General features: G+C 43.8%; 12 protein-coding genes. 3 read left to right on the plus strand and 9 right to left on the minus strand.

Annotated features, from left to right (window positions below; translation table 11 throughout):
* Nucleotides 1–73 precede the first annotated feature (73 nt).
* Entirely contained in the window at nucleotides 74–952 is an 879-nt protein-coding gene (locus tag M1G14_RS04640) for a polysaccharide deacetylase family protein (protein WP_023918394.1), read from the plus strand.
* Between the two features lie 126 nt (nucleotides 953–1,078).
* Here the strand turns inward: M1G14_RS04640 and M1G14_RS04645 are convergent, their stop codons facing one another.
* The 3 genes from M1G14_RS04645 to M1G14_RS04655 form a co-directional block, all read right to left on the minus strand.
* Entirely contained in the window at nucleotides 1,079–1,921 is an 843-nt protein-coding gene (locus tag M1G14_RS04645; protein ID WP_049523709.1) for a CPBP family intramembrane glutamic endopeptidase, read from the minus strand.
* Nucleotides 1,922–1,970: 49 nt separating this feature from the next.
* Nucleotides 1,971–2,543, minus strand: a complete 573-nt coding sequence (locus M1G14_RS04650; RefSeq protein WP_247926355.1) for an HD domain-containing protein — start codon at nucleotides 2,541–2,543, stop codon at nucleotides 1,971–1,973.
* A 99-nt stretch (nucleotides 2,544–2,642) separates the two neighbouring features.
* Nucleotides 2,643–3,212: a TetR/AcrR family transcriptional regulator gene (locus tag M1G14_RS04655; protein ID WP_049483763.1), complete on the minus strand. Its 570-nt coding sequence runs from the start codon at nucleotides 3,210–3,212 to the stop codon at nucleotides 2,643–2,645.
* 129 nt (nucleotides 3,213–3,341) lie between these two features.
* Here M1G14_RS04655 and M1G14_RS04660 point away from each other — a divergent pair, with 129 nt between their 5' ends.
* Nucleotides 3,342–4,184 (plus strand): DegV family protein, encoded by an 843-nt coding sequence (locus M1G14_RS04660; protein WP_247926356.1) that lies wholly within the window; start codon nucleotides 3,342–3,344, stop codon nucleotides 4,182–4,184.
* 192 nt (nucleotides 4,185–4,376) lie between these two features.
* On the opposite strand, the gene M1G14_RS04665 is transcribed toward M1G14_RS04660, so the two are convergent.
* From M1G14_RS04665 to M1G14_RS04675, 3 genes are read right to left on the minus strand one after another with little or no spacing between them, the layout of a single operon-like run.
* Nucleotides 4,377–6,023 (minus strand): hypothetical protein, encoded by a 1,647-nt coding sequence (locus M1G14_RS04665; protein WP_247926357.1) that lies wholly within the window; start codon nucleotides 6,021–6,023, stop codon nucleotides 4,377–4,379.
* Entirely contained in the window at nucleotides 6,013–6,756 is a 744-nt protein-coding gene (locus M1G14_RS04670) for an ABC transporter ATP-binding protein (RefSeq protein ID WP_049516337.1), read from the minus strand. The genes M1G14_RS04665 and M1G14_RS04670 overlap by 11 nt, the downstream gene beginning before the upstream one ends.
* A gap of 38 nt (nucleotides 6,757–6,794) precedes the next feature.
* Nucleotides 6,795–8,426, minus strand: a complete 1,632-nt coding sequence (locus M1G14_RS04675) for a M20/M25/M40 family metallo-hydrolase (RefSeq protein WP_049523717.1) — start codon at nucleotides 8,424–8,426, stop codon at nucleotides 6,795–6,797.
* A gap of 208 nt (nucleotides 8,427–8,634) precedes the next feature.
* Between M1G14_RS04675 and M1G14_RS04680 the strand changes: the two genes are divergently transcribed.
* Complete coding sequence (locus tag M1G14_RS04680) at nucleotides 8,635–10,116, plus strand: alpha-amylase (protein ID WP_024055704.1); 1,482 nt, start codon at nucleotides 8,635–8,637, stop codon at nucleotides 10,114–10,116.
* 403 nt (nucleotides 10,117–10,519) lie between these two features.
* On the opposite strand, the gene trxA is transcribed toward M1G14_RS04680, so the two are convergent.
* From trxA to M1G14_RS04695, 3 genes are all read right to left on the minus strand, one after another.
* Nucleotides 10,520–10,834 carry a thioredoxin gene (gene trxA, locus M1G14_RS04685; protein WP_003002728.1) on the minus strand — a complete coding sequence of 105 codons (315 nt, stop codon included), beginning with the start codon at nucleotides 10,832–10,834 and terminating at the stop codon, nucleotides 10,520–10,522.
* A 98-nt stretch (nucleotides 10,835–10,932) separates the two neighbouring features.
* Nucleotides 10,933–13,962: a CocE/NonD family hydrolase gene (locus M1G14_RS04690; RefSeq protein ID WP_247926358.1), complete on the minus strand. Its 3,030-nt coding sequence runs from the start codon at nucleotides 13,960–13,962 to the stop codon at nucleotides 10,933–10,935.
* Nucleotides 13,963–14,080: 118 nt separating this feature from the next.
* A complete protein-coding gene (locus tag M1G14_RS04695; RefSeq protein WP_247926359.1) occupies nucleotides 14,081–16,066 on the minus strand; it encodes a peptide ABC transporter substrate-binding protein in 1,986 nt (661 codons plus the stop codon).
* Nucleotides 16,067–16,071 lie beyond the last annotated feature (5 nt).

A 16,071-nucleotide genomic window follows, 5' to 3' on the forward strand; every position in this document is an offset into this window, starting at 1 on the left:
TGCCTGTAGCAAGTTCTGGAAAAGAACATAGAATTTGTGGTACAATAAAGAAAATAATGAAAACGGTGACACTATGAGTAAACGAAGAGTACCTAAAAAAATCAAAGCACTACTTGGAATCAATGCCCTCCTACTGGTCTGTATCTTTATTTGTAGCTTTCTTCTGATCAAGCGGATCACTCAGCCGAATGAGGGGAATACCAGTGGCACTGCCATGACGCGTTCTCTCGAAGAAGGTAGCTCCTCTATCGAGTGGACTCGGGTGAAAAAGCCGGTCAAACTGCCCATCCTCATGTACCACTCCGTGCACAATATGGCCGAGTCTGAAGCTGCCAATGCTAATTTGATCGTTGATCCAGAAACCTTTGAAAGCCAACTAAAGGCCCTAAAAAAAGCGGGTTACTACACCCTGACACCTGGGGAAGCCTATCGCATCCTCGTCAAGAACGAAGTACCCAAAGGAAAGAAATTTGTCTGGCTGACCTTTGATGATGGCGTCGAAGATTTCTATACTATCGTCTATCCGCTTCTTAAGAAGTACAAGATGACCGCCACCAATAATATCATCACGGACTTTACCCAAAAGGAAAAAGAAAATGTCCTGACCTTTGACCAAATCAAAGAGATGAAAAGTGCTGGCTTGACCTTTGAAAGCCATACGGTCAATCATCCAGACCTAGCCAATTCCAGTCTTGAGACCCAAAAGAATGAGCTAGTTGCTTCTAAACGCCTGCTAGATAAGGTGCTGGATCAAAATACCAGCGTTATCGTCTACCCATCCGGTCGCTACAGCCAGGTCACGATCGACCAAGCCAAGAAAGCTGACTACAAACTAGGCCTCACCACTAAAAATGGAATCGCCAGCTCCGCTGATGGCCTCTATTCCCTCAAACGAGTTCGGATCCTTCCAACCACTACAGGAGAGGATCTCCTAGCCATGATCCAAGAATAAAGAAAGACCCCTGTCTGAAATCATTGTTTCAGACAGGGGTTCTTGTTACTTCCTTATAAACAATTCCTTTTTAAACCGTCGGTTTATAAACTGTAATAGGATTCAAAATTTCCTAAAAGAGCTACATCATTGATTAGCTATCGTCTTTGACTTTCTTCTATAAATGATCAAAACAATTGCAAATGACAACAACTGCCACAGAAGAATTCTTACTATCTGCAAACTATCCCCTTCAGAATTTGAAACCACATGAACTAGATTCGAAGCAAGATTGTTGAAAAAATGATCTCCTAACCCAAACCATAAGGAACCTGTCATTTTGTAGAGTAAGGACCATTTGATACTCATCATTCCCGCTAAGATAACATAGCCTATGCCCATGGCGATGAGGTTTACGAGTGACGACTCTCCTTGAAGATAATCTCTTAAGGGCATTACCAAGTGCCATATTCCAAATAGGAAGGCTATAAAGAATAGACTCTTGCGGTAAGAAAGCCCTTCAAGAATTTTTGTGAAAAGGCCACGAAATATTCCTTCTTCCATCCAGACATTTATCAGGTTAAACAACACACTTGAGAGAATAAGTAAGATTCCTGCTTGAGATACTTTTTCGTTTGTTAAGGAAAAACCACTTGCGTAAAACGATAAGTGAACATTGCCATGAAGAAACAAGAGAACAATGCACTCAACTGTATATGCAAAGACGGAACACACTAAGCCAAAGAGTAGCCCCTTCCCTATACCACTCACGGTTCCGTCAGGACTGAAACCAATATCTTTCCATCTTAATTTACAAATTGAAAGGACTCCCCACAGTAGAAGAATTCCAAAAAGTTTATGTAGAAAATTCTCAGATAAGAAGGTTTTATCCGTCCTAATATAGAAGTATTCAATTAGCCTTGCTACTGAGCAGATAACAAATATAATTGAACAACTTAAAATAGGTTTCTTTATTAGTTGATTTAGCATATCTTTCTTTCAAATAAGTCTTTTATAAAAGTTAATTTCAATATTTCACTCAGTCCAATTCCTTCTCTAGTTCTTTTAGAAAGGTGATTAAAAATTGATGGCGACTTTCTGCCATTTGTTTGGCAGTCTCCGTGTTCATTTCATCTTTTAAGAGGAGCAACTTGTCGTGGAAATGTTGGACGGTATCAGTAAGGGGTCTCCCTTTGTGGCCACCATAGGAAAAAGTTCGCGCAATTCCTACAGCTCCTATCGCATCGAGCCGGTCTGCATCCTGGACAATCTTGCCTTCTAAGGTTTCTGGATGTTTACCGCGATTTTTGCTGAAAGAAACAGCATTGATTACCCGACAAATCTGCTCGATTTGGTTTTTAGGAGTACCGATCTCTTCTAGAAACTTACGAGCATTCGCATGATTCTCTGTTTGAAACAATTTATCATCATCAGCATCGTGAAGAAGAGCTGACAAGCCCACTATCTCCAGATCACATGGCCCTTCTGCTTGTGCGATTCTCATAGCATTAGTATAGACGCGGAGGGTATGCTCTACATCATGGCCATCCGCTCGATCAGCAAATAAGGTTTTCACATACTGCTTAGCAGCAAGAATTCGTTCTTTCATCATCGTTCTTGTCCTTTGAATAATCTATGTATAGTTCTATCTATTCATTTGGGCTAGTTATGGAGAGGGGCAGTTTACTTTAAAACCACCTATCGGTGGTTCTTACTTCTTCTTTTGTGGGAAGAGGGGCAGGCCAAGGGTCGCGATCTTCTCAGCGGGTATCTTCATGCCATCCTTGATCCATTTGGAGATCACAGAGACAATGGCGGAGCTCCAGAAAGAATTGAGGTAGCTGCCAGCACCATTTGAGGAGTTGCCATTTCTTTTTTCTAGAAAATCATAGACTGCCTTGGTCAAGAGCCGCTCAAAATTGTAATCAATGGCCAGGCTGATGATCTTAGCTTCTTTCTTGACTTCCTTGAAGAGGTAGACCCAGACTTGGTAGAGATCTGTCTTAAGGTTATAGCCATCTAAAGACTTGGTAATCTTTGCGATACTAGATTGAAAGATGGATTCTAGAATCTCTTCTTTGGAGTCATAATTCCGGTAAAAAGCTGCGCGAGAGACACCGGCACGTTGAACTAGCTCAGAGATGGTAATCTTTTTCAGATCTTTTTTCTCCAATAATTGCAGGAGAGAGATTTCGATGGATTCTCGTGTAATCGCATTGTTTTCTTGGTTAAATCGTTTGAGATTTTCCAAGGATTTCTCGGATATTTTTCTTTCTGCCATAACATTTACTTTCTATCTGTCTCACCTGATGATATCTGCTTGGATAGCATTGTACTTCATGATATAATTGTAAAAGAAGACATACTACTTGTCAATGTACATTTTTATATAACCATGAGGTAAAAATTAATGAAATGGAAAATTATTGCGGATTCCGGCTGTGACTACCGCTCTTTGGACAATCTGGCACCAGATACGGAGTTTGTCAGTGTCCCACTGACCATCCAAGTGGGTGATACCATCTATACAGATGATGCCCAACTCAATATCGATCAGATGATGGAAGAGATGTATGCGACTGCGACTGCTTCTAAGTCTGCCTGTCCAAGTCCAGATGACTACATGAAGTCTTTTGAAGGGGCTGAAAATATTGTCGTTGTCACCATTACAGGAACCCTTTCAGGTAGCTACAATAGTGCTGAGGTAGCTAAGAAGATTTATCTGGAAGAGCATCCGAATACCAATATCCACGTCATTAATAGCTTATCAGCTGGGGGCGAGGTGGACCTGATCGTTCGCAAGCTCAATCAGTTGGTCGCTGAAGGCCTCGATTTTGATCAAGTGGTCGATGTGATCACCACCTATCAGTCTAAGACGAAGTTGCTCTTTGTTTTGGCCAAGGTTGATAATCTGGTCAAAAATGGGCGTCTCAGCAAATTGCTCGGAACTGTTGTCGGGCTTCTCAATATCCGTATGGTCGGGGAAGCTAGTAAGACGGGTACCCTCGAGTTGCTTCAAAAAGCACGGGGCCAAAAGAAAGCGATCAAGGCAGCTTTTAATGAATTAATCAAGGCAGGCTATAAGGGCGGACATATCACCATCGCCCACCGCAACAATGAAAAATTTATCGAGCAATTCTCTGCATTGGTCCGTGAAAAATTTGCCCGTGCAAACATCGAAGTCCTCCCTACTTCCGGACTATGTAGTTTCTATGCCGAAGAAGGCGGGCTCCTCATGGGGTATGAAATTTAAGTTAGCACTAAAAAGAGGCTGGGACAAAAGTCCTAGCCTCTTCTTGTTTTTAGATTGTTGAGCAAGACGCAGTGGTTGAGTGGGCTCTACTACGCTGATTTCATCAACTTTACAGCCCTACTCAACTGTGCGGTGGTGGGACGACGAAATCGAATTCTAACGAATGACCGATTTCTGTCCCACTCTCTCTTTTTATTCTCCGATCTCTTGGTAGAGAGTCCGGATTTTTTTGCGGTAGATGGCAGAACTGATCCCTGCTCCGATGAGCAGGATGACACTATAAAGGATCACAGCCAGCAGGGTGCTGACGGAATGATAGGTCCAAATGAAGCTGACAATGATCAAGAGAAACATCACAAAGAGAAAGACAATCAAGAAAATAGACTGAAGGACGGCATTCCCTCGATGACGGGTCATCAACTCCGTGATATTGGTCCAATTGGTGCTAAAATTTTGAAAATCTTTGACATAGTCTCGAATGCATATCGGAATAGTGGTTACGACCCAGATCAGCAACATGGCAAGAATGGCCAAGGGATGGACGCCAAAATAGAGACAAACACCAACCAGAAGAATGACAGGAAGGATGGATTGCACCAGATAGAGCAACCAAAACTTCAGGAAGAGATAGCGCTTGAAATCAATAGGGAGCGATCTCAAGTACTCAAAGTTTTCACGCTCCAGCGAAATACCGATACTGGTCAAGCCTCCAAAACTGTTGAAAACACCGATCAAGAAGGCAACAAGGGCCAGTGGCACCAGATACTGGGGTGTCAAGTAAGGACTGAGGCCTCCTATATTCTTCGATGCTCCTGCTGCTCCACTGAGGAGGAAAATATATGGCAGAATGCTCATCATCAAGAGGACTTGCACCATAAGGGTTCCATCAAGCAAGAGTCTGCGATGATACTGAATGACAAATCGTCTAAAAGAGTCTTTCTGACCCACATGGATCGCTCTCACGCGCTCTTTGACGGTTTGGTTTGTCGAAACCGCAAGGGCTGCATCATAAAACTGCGGGATCACAAGTTTACGAACCAGGGCGATCAGAACTAACAGCACCGCGATCCAGCCCAAGAGGCCAAGGATCGCTCCCCCATCAAAAGGATGGAGGATAAACTGATGAAAGGCAACAAAAGGCGGAAAAAGAATGGGAATATCCGCTCCACCCGACATCTCTACCCGGTGAGTTTGGACTAGATTTAGATAAAGATAGGCGCCTAGACTGAGAAGGGAGCCGATTCCGATCATGATGTTGGAGACCAGAGTCGTGTGTTTTTTAAAAAAGAGGGTCTTAGTGATCAGATGGGATAGAATGATCGTCGCTAAAAAGAGAACGGCTAAGAGAATCAAAGCACAAAAGATTCCCAGCAGGATCCCTATCGGATTGAAACCACCTGCTTGCACAGGGAGGATCAAAAAATAGCTGATCAAGGGAAGGATAGCCATAAGGAGGGTCAGGATGACCGAGATACTCTTTCCTGCAATGACTTCCGCATCTGAAAAGGCATAAGGCCGGTAAAACTGCAGGTCCTTGCTTTCATAAAAGACATTGTAAAAGCTCATAAAGCCTTGGGAAATGGTCATCAAGGAAAAGAGGGCGACCATATTGACAAAGAAGGCTGGTTGGTTCACAAAATCATAGATACTAAAGAGCAAGCCAAATATGAGGAAATAGACCAATCCTAAAAAGAGGTAGTTGAGCACCGATCTGCGGGCAACATTGAGTTTGACGTCCGGTTTTTTAGCCTGTTTGGCGCGTAATTTTGCGATCTGGGCCGGCTGACTAGCATAGATGATATTGACATTGACCAGCTGTTGGATGATCTTAAGACGCATGATCGCCACCTTCTTCCTTCCGCCCCGCTAGGCTGAGATAGATACTTTCCAGACTTTGTTCGGGATGTTGGCCCTTCAATTCCTCGATCGTCCCATAGAAGATGAGATTACCTTTTTTGAGAATGGCGATCTTATCACAGAGTTGTTCGGCCACTTCTAATACGTGGGTAGAGAAAATAACCGTCTTGCCGCGATCCGCATGTTGGCGCATCATTTGTTTTAAATCGTAAGAAGCCTGTGGATCCAAACCGGTCATGGGTTCGTCCAAGACCCAGATATCTGGATCGGATAAGAGCGCTGCAATAACAAAGACCTTCTGGCGCATCCCATGTGAAAAGGATTCAATCACTTCATAGCGGTGGCTCTGAAAATCAAAGATCGTAAGAAGCTCTTCCAAGCGTTGATCACAGTCTTTCTGACTCATATCATAAGAGGTCGCAACCAACTCCCAGAATTCATTGGCTGTGAGGCGCAAGAAAAGATCTGGTGAATCCGCTACATAACCGATCTTCTTTTTGATCGCCAGCCGATGGCTATAGAGGTCCTGACCGTCCACTTCAATCGTCCCAGTGCTTGGGGTGATGACACTGACCAGGCTCTTGATGGTTGTGGACTTACCGGCTCCGTTGTGGCCAATCAGTCCGACAATTTGCCCATCTTCGATGGTCAGATCCAAGTGGTTGAGGGCAATGTGCCCATCGTAATCTTTGGTAACTCCGTGGAATGTAATCATACTAACTCCCTTTACGATCCTCACAGGGATCGTTTTTCTTATTCTGTTGATAAGCGATCATCGAAATGGTAGAGCAAATCTAGCAGATAGGTTGGAATGGTCTCCAAGAAATCTTCTTGGTACACCCGCTCTCCTCGCTTATGCAATTCTTTACCCCAGGGCCCGAGATTGATCGCTGGAACCTGAATTCGAGCAATTTTATCCAGATCCAGATCATAAATTTGAGCCGGAGTGGCTAGGCTATCAAGGACGACTTGATAAGAAGCCACATCCTTTTCCAAGGCACAATAGCTGGTGTCGTTAATCCCCATAAAGTATTCTTCGACCTTCAAGCTATAGCCTCTTTTGTCCAGATACTGGCGGTAATCCTCGATCAAGGATTCGATTTTGAGTTCTGTATTGTCCAAAAAGCGACAATTCATAGAAGGATAATATGGGGGCGCAAAACCAATGACCACCATGGGATCCTTATCTCCGAGAAACTCAAGGAGTCGCTGGATTTGCTGAATCGCAAGGCTCTGGTAGCTGGTCCCATTACGAAAATCTTGCTCCGCTTTTTGGTTAGATATTTCTTTAAAGGCTTGGTAGCCCTCTAAGGCTTGGCAACGTTCCTCTAGTTCTTGATAGGTGATGACTCTTGGCCTTGCAATAATATGGTCTTGGCCAGCCTGATCCTGCAAGTGCTCGTACTTCTTGTAAAAGGCGTCCAAGGCCTCTTGACTTAGCTCATAGATTCGTTGCAAGATCTCTTGAGGTGTTTTCTTCAAATGCAATACACTGAAATAACCAGCCGCATAAAGTACGGTCGATACGTCGTACTGCTCCTTCAAATCTCTGAGATAGGACCAAGAAGGAAGGGGAGACGTTTCTCCCAGCGCCTGATCTGCCAGATCGGGATGAAGATCCAGCTGGCTTGCAATGGCTACTAAGAGGGACAAGGCATTGATCCCTTTAAGGGGCTCCTTCATATGGGACAAGACACCTTGCGCCACAACGACCGGCATGAGTTTGCCAACTGTACCAATGTGAAGGACCTTTTCTTTTCCTACTTCCGATTCAAAGGGCTCTGAATCCACTGCCAATACATAATTCAGATCAAAGGTTTCCTGCAAATCTGTGAGGAGACCCAAAGCTCCTCGCATCCCACGTGAATAGGATTCCTCATCTCCAACAGAGAGATAGAGCAGGTTGACCTGACCTCCTGAGGGATCCGCCGCATAGGATTCTAGAACCCCTAATTGAAGGGCCAAAGCTGCTTTCATATCGCAAGACCCTCTGCCAAATTTCCACTCCCCAGAAGCTAAATCTTCCTGCATATCTGGTCGCCTATCCAGTATTTTCAAGGCTTCTGCTACTTGATCAGAATCGAGTGCGATTTCTGCCAAATTACCATAGTCTTCTAAATCGACTGTATCATGGTGGTGGAAAAGGATAACTGTTTTTTTCTTGCCCTTATCAACCAAGGCCCAATTGACCGACCGATGCAAGTGATCCTGTGGCACCTGATAGCGCCCAAAATGGTCCGGATGTTCCTTGAAATAGGGGATCTGGCCAATCCGTTGATCCAGATAGGCTTCGATTGCTTGCTCTGTCTCAGTATTGGTGAAGCTCGGAATGGCCAAGGCTTCGGTAAAAATCCTTTCGATGCTCTCTCTATTGGTGGTTTTCACTTTCAAACCAATCCTCCTTTGTTATGATCAAACTATAAAATGAATAGAAATATATGTATCAGACTGATATTTCTACGTAAATAAAATGCTACTTTTTATATTCTCACTTTATTTCTTTCATGTATGCGATTTCTTTTCTAGAAAGGGCTTGCTTCCAGCGCAAACGTTTGTCGCATCCAACTATTTTTGGTAAAATAAGGACATTCACATGAAAGAAGAAATAACGATGGAAAATCAAACCTTAATGCAATATTTTGAGTGGTATTTGCCCGCTGATGGGAACCATTGGTCGCGTCTTGCTGAAGATGCGCAACACTTAGCAGACTTGGGTATTCGTAAAGTCTGGATGCCGCCTGCCTTTAAAGCTACTTCTAACAATGACGTTGGGTACGGAGTCTATGACCTCTTTGATTTGGGCGAGTTCGATCAAAAAGGAACGGTTCGCACCAAATATGGCTTCAAAGATGATTATCTTCAAGCCATTCAAGCCCTCAAAGATGCAGGGATTCAACCAATGGCCGATGTCGTTCTCAACCATAAAGCTGCTGCCGATGGCTTAGAGGAATTCGAGGTCGTTGAGGTGGATCCAATGGATCGAAACAAGGTCCTCACTGAGCCCTTCACCATTCAAGGATGGACCAAATTCACCTTTGATGGCCGAAATGGCGCCTATAATGACTTCCACTGGCATTGGTACCACTTCACCGGTACGGACTACGATGCTTCACGCAATAAGAATGGGATCTACCAAATCCAAGGGGACAATAAAGGTTGGGCTCATGGAGATCTGGTAGACAAGGAAAACGGAAACTACGATTACCTCATGTACGCCGATATCGATTTCAAACATCCCGAAGTTGTAGAAAATCTCGACCAATGGGCTGAATGGTTTATCGAAACGACTGGTGTAGAAGGCTTCCGTCTGGATGCCGTCAAGCACATTGACTCCTTCTTTATGAAGAATTTCATTCATAATATCACCAAAAAATATGGAGAAGATTTCTACGTCTTTGGTGAATTTTGGAATGGCGACACAGAAACCAACGATGAGTACTTGGAAAGCATTGACTACTTGTATGACTTGATCGATGTAGCCCTCCACCAAAATCTCTTCAGAGCTAGTCAAGAGGGTGAAAATTTTGACCTTCGAACTATTTTTGATGGAACACTAGCGCTCAATCATCCTGAACAGGCCGTAACCTTTGTGGACAACCATGACACCCAACGAGGGCAAGCCTTGGAATCTACGATCCAAGAATGGTTTAAGCCTGCAGCCTATGCCTTGATCTTACTTCGTGAAGCTGGTTTGCCTTGTGTCTTCTATGGAGACTACTACGGTATCGAGGGCCAATTTGCGCAAGAAAGTTTCCAAGAGGTCCTAGATCGTCTCTTATGGGTTCGTAAAGATCTGGCCTATGGGGAACAAACGGACTACTTCGATGATCCTAATTGCATCGGTTGGACACGTTCAGGTTCAGAAGAATCAGCACCCATCGCCTGCTTGATTTCCAATAACCAAGCTACTACAAAAGTCATGGAGATCGGCTCATCCTACGCAGGCCTCACCTACTATGATGTACTAGAAAATTGTAGCGAAACCGTCCAAGTCCAAGAAGACGGTACTGCTGAATTCCCAGTGGCAGAACGCTCCGTCAGTGTCTGGGTAGCCCAAGATACAGAGGGCCAATAACCTTTATACGTAATTTTCTCCTAGGATCTACATCTTCCTAGGAGAATTTTTTCCTGTAAAAATTTTATAGGAAATACAGCTTCATTTTAGCACTATAAGAAAGCGCTGTCAATGGATATCGCGTCTATTTGAAAGAAATAAAGAGCATCAAAAAAAGCTGGAAAAAATTATCCAGCCTTCGATGTTTGATAGAAATAACTGTATGACGCAGTGGTTGATTGGTATCTTCGTTCGCTTATTAAGCTCCGAAGATACCTAATGAGGGAAACAAAGTTTCCTTTATCCACAACCTTCAACAGTCTCCCAGACTGTTGAAGCTATACGGGGGTGGGAAAATTGAAAAGGTTTGGGGAACCTTTTCAACTTTTTTTATTTTACGGAGTTCTTTCCTACTCCCTTCTTTTTAGCTCAATTCTGCAATGATTTCTTTCAATTGGGCTTTCGTATGAACTCCAGCCACTTGTTTGACAACTTGTCCATCTTTTTTAAATAGAAGAGTTGGGATCGACATGATACCGAATTGACGTGCTGTATTTGGATTTTCATCGACATCCATCTTACAGATTTTCAAATCATCTTCATGTACTTCTTCTGCCAACTGATCCAAGATCGGTGCTTGCATGCGACATGGGCCACACCAAGTTGCCCAAAAGTCAATCAAGACAAGTCCTTGGCTAGTTTCTTGTTCAAAAGTTGCATCTGTGATTACGTGTGCCATATTTCCTCCTTTTTCAGTAGGCATCTACTGATTCTGCATTTCTACTTTTATTTTACACTAAATAATGCCATTTTAGAAATATTTGCTACGGGGACTCCTTAGGCATCTTCTTTCTTTTTGCGCCAAAAGATGAGGCTAGAAGCTGTTAGACTGATCATACCTAAGAGACCCAGAGCATGGTCTTTGCTGCCTGTTTGAGGAAGGGTATGGTCTACCTGCTCTCCTCCTACTGCAGGAGTCACTTCTTGAGGATCTTCTACAAATCCTTGTGAAACAAATTGAGGTCCATAAGATACAGCTAGTGTAAGATGAGATTGCTCTTGTCTTGCTGATCCTGTTTGCATCTGTTCATCTTTTTCAGGAAGAGTTTGGCTTGGTTGGACAAGGTGTTCTGGAGTTGGAAGCGTATATTCTTCCTTGTAGTGTACTTCTGGAGCGACTAGAGCAGTTCCTTCTATTTCTGGCAATTTCGCATAGTCAGTATCTGTTGCACTTGGTACATAGGATGCCTTTTGAGCGCGGGTCTTTTCGACAATTGGAATCGCCGCCTGGATAGAGTCTGTCTTGAAGGTCACTTCATATGGGTGCTCCACCGTTAAATCTGATGGGTCATAGGTGTTAAAGACTAGAGCTAACTTGTGACCTTTCTTAACCGTATAGAGATTTGGTTGGAGATAAACTGTATAATCATGGTATTCCCCAACTTTTGGCTCAATACTTGCGCGAGAGCTTGCTGAATCGTAGCCAGACTCAGGGTTCGCAAGGTTGATCCAGCCTTTTGCGATCACCTTGTACTTGGTCTTGATGGTTTCGTATTCGGCAACAGATAGGTTGCTTAAATTGCTTCCCATCCAGAAAGCGTCTGCTGTTTTATCTGGCTTGACGCTACCATTTCCTACCACGTCAAAGTCCTCATCTGCCACATCTACCAAGAGGGCGTTGATTTGGAAATTCTTTCCTTGACCCTTGGCAAGAGCTGCCTTGAAATGAACAGGGATGTGGCCCTTGATCGTAGTGTCCTCAGTAACATCAGAAACGAAGGTCAGATTGGCCTTAGAGGAGGCTTTGCTGACAGTTTCATTACGGTTAGCGATCTCAACACCTGCAGCCACATAATCACTAGAAATGGTTTCTTCTAGACGTTTCGAGCTTGCATTCAAGAAGAGACGTTGACTGCTCTTCCAGTTATCATAGCTGGTCCACTTGCTTGGATCATAGTTGTTTTGAGCTAGGACCGCTGGCAAGCTTTCGACGTGATTGTCCACTCCGTAGAGGTAATGGGTCAGCCAGGTATTGAGCAGGTCATAAAAGTCCTGACCATTGGCGGTGATGCCGTATCCCCGTGACATAGCCGCTGGATAGACGTGATCTCCTTGGTGAAGATAGAGCTTGACATCTTGGCCTGCTTTCTTGAGGGCATCGTACATGAGTTCAAAGTGTTTGGTCTTGACATTGTCATCATTCAAGCCATGGACGATCAGGGCGCTGGTCTTGAGATTTTCCGGATGAAGGGTATAATCCCGCTCCTTCCAGACATCACTGTAGTTACGATCATGGGCGTACTGGTCCTTGTTCAATTGGTTGATGTAGTTGGAATAGTTTTGCCAAATCCCTGCCCAATCGTCTTGATCCAGCATCCGCGTGCTAACGTAGAGGGAGAGCCATGAAAGGTCACTATAAGGTGCATTGCCAAATTGGGTCCCTTGGCTATTGAAATAATCATACCAAGAAGCAATCCCTGCTGCTGGAACGATGGTCTTTAGGCCTTCTACGCCTGTCGCTGCCACACCAAATGTTGTGGTGCCAGCCCAGGATAGACCGGTCATTGCGACATTGCCACTTGCCCAGTCTGCCTTTATTTCGATATTGCTGGTCTTATCGGTGTAGGCTTTGCGTTTGCCATTGACCCATTCGATGATATTCTTGAAGGCATTGATTTCGAGGTCAGACCCTGTCGTGTTAAATCCTTCTGATCCCTTGGTCCCAAGTCCAGCACTCGAGATAAAGGCATAGCCTCTGACCAAGAAATAGTCGTACCAGTTGAGATCTTCGTAGTCATAGATATACTCGTAGGGACTGTAGTAGTACCAATCCGATGCTTTGGCTTTTTTCGCTGCTTCTACTGTTGTCTCACTGCTTACTGGCTGTCTCTTTGCAGGTTGGCTGTGCAGTTTCTTCATGTCGTAGCTACCATCTGTCGGAAGCCCCAGACTTTCAAGGGTCACGTAGTTTTCGTCTAGTGTTCCTGCTACGTAAGGACGCGCTTCCAGAATGGTCGCCGCCTTAAAGTCACCTTGCGCGACTGCCTTTGGTAATTGAACAATGGCTTTGACCAAGTCTGGCTTGCCATCTGCATCGGTGTCGTAGTCCGTTTCGACATAGACTGGGAAGCGGACAATTTGGCTGTCCTCATATTTGTAGTCTTCATCTGCTTTTTCTCCCGTCATATAAGGGAAAATAGGCTGAGCACGACCATTTAAAAAGAGAGGGCTTTTCTTTTCAGCCCGGTAAGCATCATAGAGTTTCTTAGCTGTTTCGTACATCTTGGCCAATTCTGGCTGACTGACCTTACGAGTCAGATCTTCTGATCTTTCAATCAAACCTAAACTCTTGGCAAAGCGTTCCCGATCTGCTTGGCTTTGGCCAAATTGGCTTGGATCCGTTGCTGCCCATTGAAGCAAGCCATTAACAGCATCTTGCACTGTCAACTCTTTAGAGGTCTGATCCGCTGCAAGGGTCGAACCTGTGACTTTTGCCAAATCCTGACTTGTTGCCAGTGCTTCTGAAGTAGGAGTGGATTGAGGTGCAGCTTCCCTGTTTGTTGCCTCTGGAGTTACTACTGGGACCGTAGGCTCACTTTGTCTTGTGTGTTCTTCTGTAGCAGGGTTTGCTTGATTGGCAACTGCTGTCCGATCCAGCGATGCATCATTCAAGTTTGCTGCTTCTTCACTAGTGACAGTACTTGCGTCACTTGTTGTCGGTCTTGCTTCAGTAGATGGAGCATGGACCACTTCTGTCGATGGGGCTAACTCTTCCGTTTGCTCGTCTGCTGCTGCTACTTGATGCAAGACCATCGGTGCGATCAGTAAGCTCGATGCGACAATGGAAACCATTGTTTTCTTTTTCATGTCAATCTCCTCACTTTTTGTAATCAACACTCCTATTATACTATGTAAGCGTTTTTATATCAAACAGATGTTCATCTGATCCAAAAAAAACCGAGGCATCAGCCTCGGTTATCGATCCTTATTTGACGTGTTTCTTAAGATCTTCTTGTGCTTTTTTGTTTGACTCTGCTTGTTCTTTTTGCCATTTTTCAAGGGCTTTGTTGTAGTCAGCAGTTGTCACAGCTTTATCTTGGAGTTTCATCCCTTTGTAGATCACGTGGTCTTTTCCTTTACCACCAGTCCATGCAAATGGAGCTGAGAATGGTTCGATACGTGTCAAGAATGGACGTCCAGTTGATGAAGAAGTTGGCATAACAAGGGCACTATCTGTCAACCAAGCTTGCGCTGCCGCATATTTTTCATAGCGTTTGTTGACGTCTTGTGTTTCTGCACCAGCATCTTTAATCATCTTTTCAAAGTCGTACAGACCAACTTTTTTAGCTGCTTCATTGTTTTCACTTGGGTCAAATCCAAGGAAAGTCTTAGTATTTTCACCAGATGAAGCTTTCAAGATATCCATGTAAGTTGATGGGTCTTGGTAGTCAGGGCTCCATCCAACATTATCAGAGAGATCCCAATCTTCGCCAGCCGCATTTGGTGCAAAGAGGGTCACATTTTGAAGGTCTTCCTTCGAAAGCATTTGGATATCGATGACGATATTTTCTTTACCAAGTGCTTCTTCAACTGATTGTTTGAAGGATTGTACCCGTTGAACTCTTGATGGTGTGGTTTGGTCTACAGGCATATCGATGTGAATTGGGAATTTCACACCTTCTGCTTCCAAGGCAGTCTTCGCTTTTGCAAACTCTTCCTTCGCTTTCTTAGCATCGAAGAGACCATTTTGACCATCGTCTAGTTTAGTAGATTTCCACTCATCTCCGTAGGTATCCAATTGAGTTTTCACCATTTCACCAAAGGTCTTGCCATTAGCTTGGACAAATGTTGGTGGAATGTAGAGGTTACGGATGATCTTGCTTGCTCCGTCTTTTCCGTTCAATTGAGCAGCATACGCTTCACGGTTGAAGGCAAAGCTGATCGCTTGACGGAAGTCCTTGTTCAAGAGAGCTTTCTTAGTAGATTGTTTTTCTTCATCGGTCTTCTTAGCTGTGTGTTTGTAAGATTGACGGTCGATGTTGGTACCAATAACATAAGAAGCAGCATCTTGAGGAGTGTAGGTGATTTCGTCTTTGAATTCTTTGGCTTGCTCTGAGTAACCAGATCCAGTTGGGAAGAGTTTGGCCAAGCTAAGAGCATTTTCACCGAATGATTTAGCCAATTTACTTTGGTCTTGTCCATCGTAGAATTCCAATTTCACATCTGAGATGTAGACCTTGTCTTTATCCCAGTAGTTTTCATTCTTGGTCATTTCGATAGAAGATTTTGAAGTAAAGCTCTTCAAGATGTAAGGACCATTGTAAAGAAGGGAGCTAGTATCACTTGCTTGAGCGAATTTATCCCCTTTTGATTTCACGAATTTTTCGTTGACAGGGAAAGTGATCCCAAGAGTCAATTTAGAGTTCCAGTAAGATTCTGGTTGGTTCAAAGTGATTTGAAGGGTATGATCATCAACTGCTTTTACTCCTACAGCTGAGAAATCTTTATTTTTACCATTGACGTAGTCATTCAAGCCTTTGATAGAATCTTGGATGATGTAGAGCATTTCTGATTTGTTATCAGCCGCATATTTAATCCCTGTGACGAAATCTTTAGCTGTTACATCCGCATACTCTTCGCCTTCTGAATCATACCATTTAGCATCGTCACGAAGTTTATAAGTATAAGTCAAGCCATCTTGCGAAACTGTCCAATCTTTTGCAAGAGATGGAATCAAGTTCCCGTATTTATCATTTTCAAACAAACCATCAATCAAGTTTCCAGTGATATCGTGGGTTGCTGCTTTACCAGATGTGATATAGTTTAGGTTTTCTGGCTCAGTCTCATAAACATATGAGAATTTTTGACCGTTGCTTGAGCTAGATGATTTAGAACCACCCGAACAAGCTGCTAGGATACCTGCTGAAAGGAGGGCAACTCCCGCAAGTGCAATGACATTTCTTTTTTTCATGTAAA

Source organism: Streptococcus parasanguinis (assembly GCF_023109675.1).
GTDB lineage: Bacteria > Bacillota > Bacilli > Lactobacillales > Streptococcaceae > Streptococcus > Streptococcus parasanguinis_I.

Coding starts and splice junctions, on each gene's coding strand:
- M1G14_RS04660 (WP_247926356.1), top strand. CDS start 3,342: ATGAAATGGAAAATTATTGCGGATTCCGGCTGTGACTACCGCTCTTTG.
- M1G14_RS04670 (WP_049516337.1), bottom strand. CDS start 6,756: ATGATTACATTCCACGGAGTTACCAAAGATTACGATGGGCACATTGCC.
- M1G14_RS04655 (WP_049483763.1), bottom strand. CDS start 3,212: ATGGCAGAAAGAAAAATATCCGAGAAATCCTTGGAAAATCTCAAACGA.
- M1G14_RS04640 (WP_023918394.1), top strand. CDS start 74: ATGAGTAAACGAAGAGTACCTAAAAAAATCAAAGCACTACTTGGAATC.
- M1G14_RS04695 (WP_247926359.1), bottom strand. CDS start 16,066: ATGAAAAAAAGAAATGTCATTGCACTTGCGGGAGTTGCCCTCCTTTCA.
- M1G14_RS04665 (WP_247926357.1), bottom strand. CDS start 6,023: ATGCGTCTTAAGATCATCCAACAGCTGGTCAATGTCAATATCATCTAT.
- M1G14_RS04645 (WP_049523709.1), bottom strand. CDS start 1,921: ATGCTAAATCAACTAATAAAGAAACCTATTTTAAGTTGTTCAATTATA.
- M1G14_RS04650 (WP_247926355.1), bottom strand. CDS start 2,543: ATGATGAAAGAACGAATTCTTGCTGCTAAGCAGTATGTGAAAACCTTA.
- trxA (WP_003002728.1), bottom strand. CDS start 10,834: ATGGCACACGTAATCACAGATGCAACTTTTGAACAAGAAACTAGCCAA.
- M1G14_RS04690 (WP_247926358.1), bottom strand. CDS start 13,962: ATGAAAAAGAAAACAATGGTTTCCATTGTCGCATCGAGCTTACTGATC.
- M1G14_RS04680 (WP_024055704.1), top strand. CDS start 8,635: ATGAAAGAAGAAATAACGATGGAAAATCAAACCTTAATGCAATATTTT.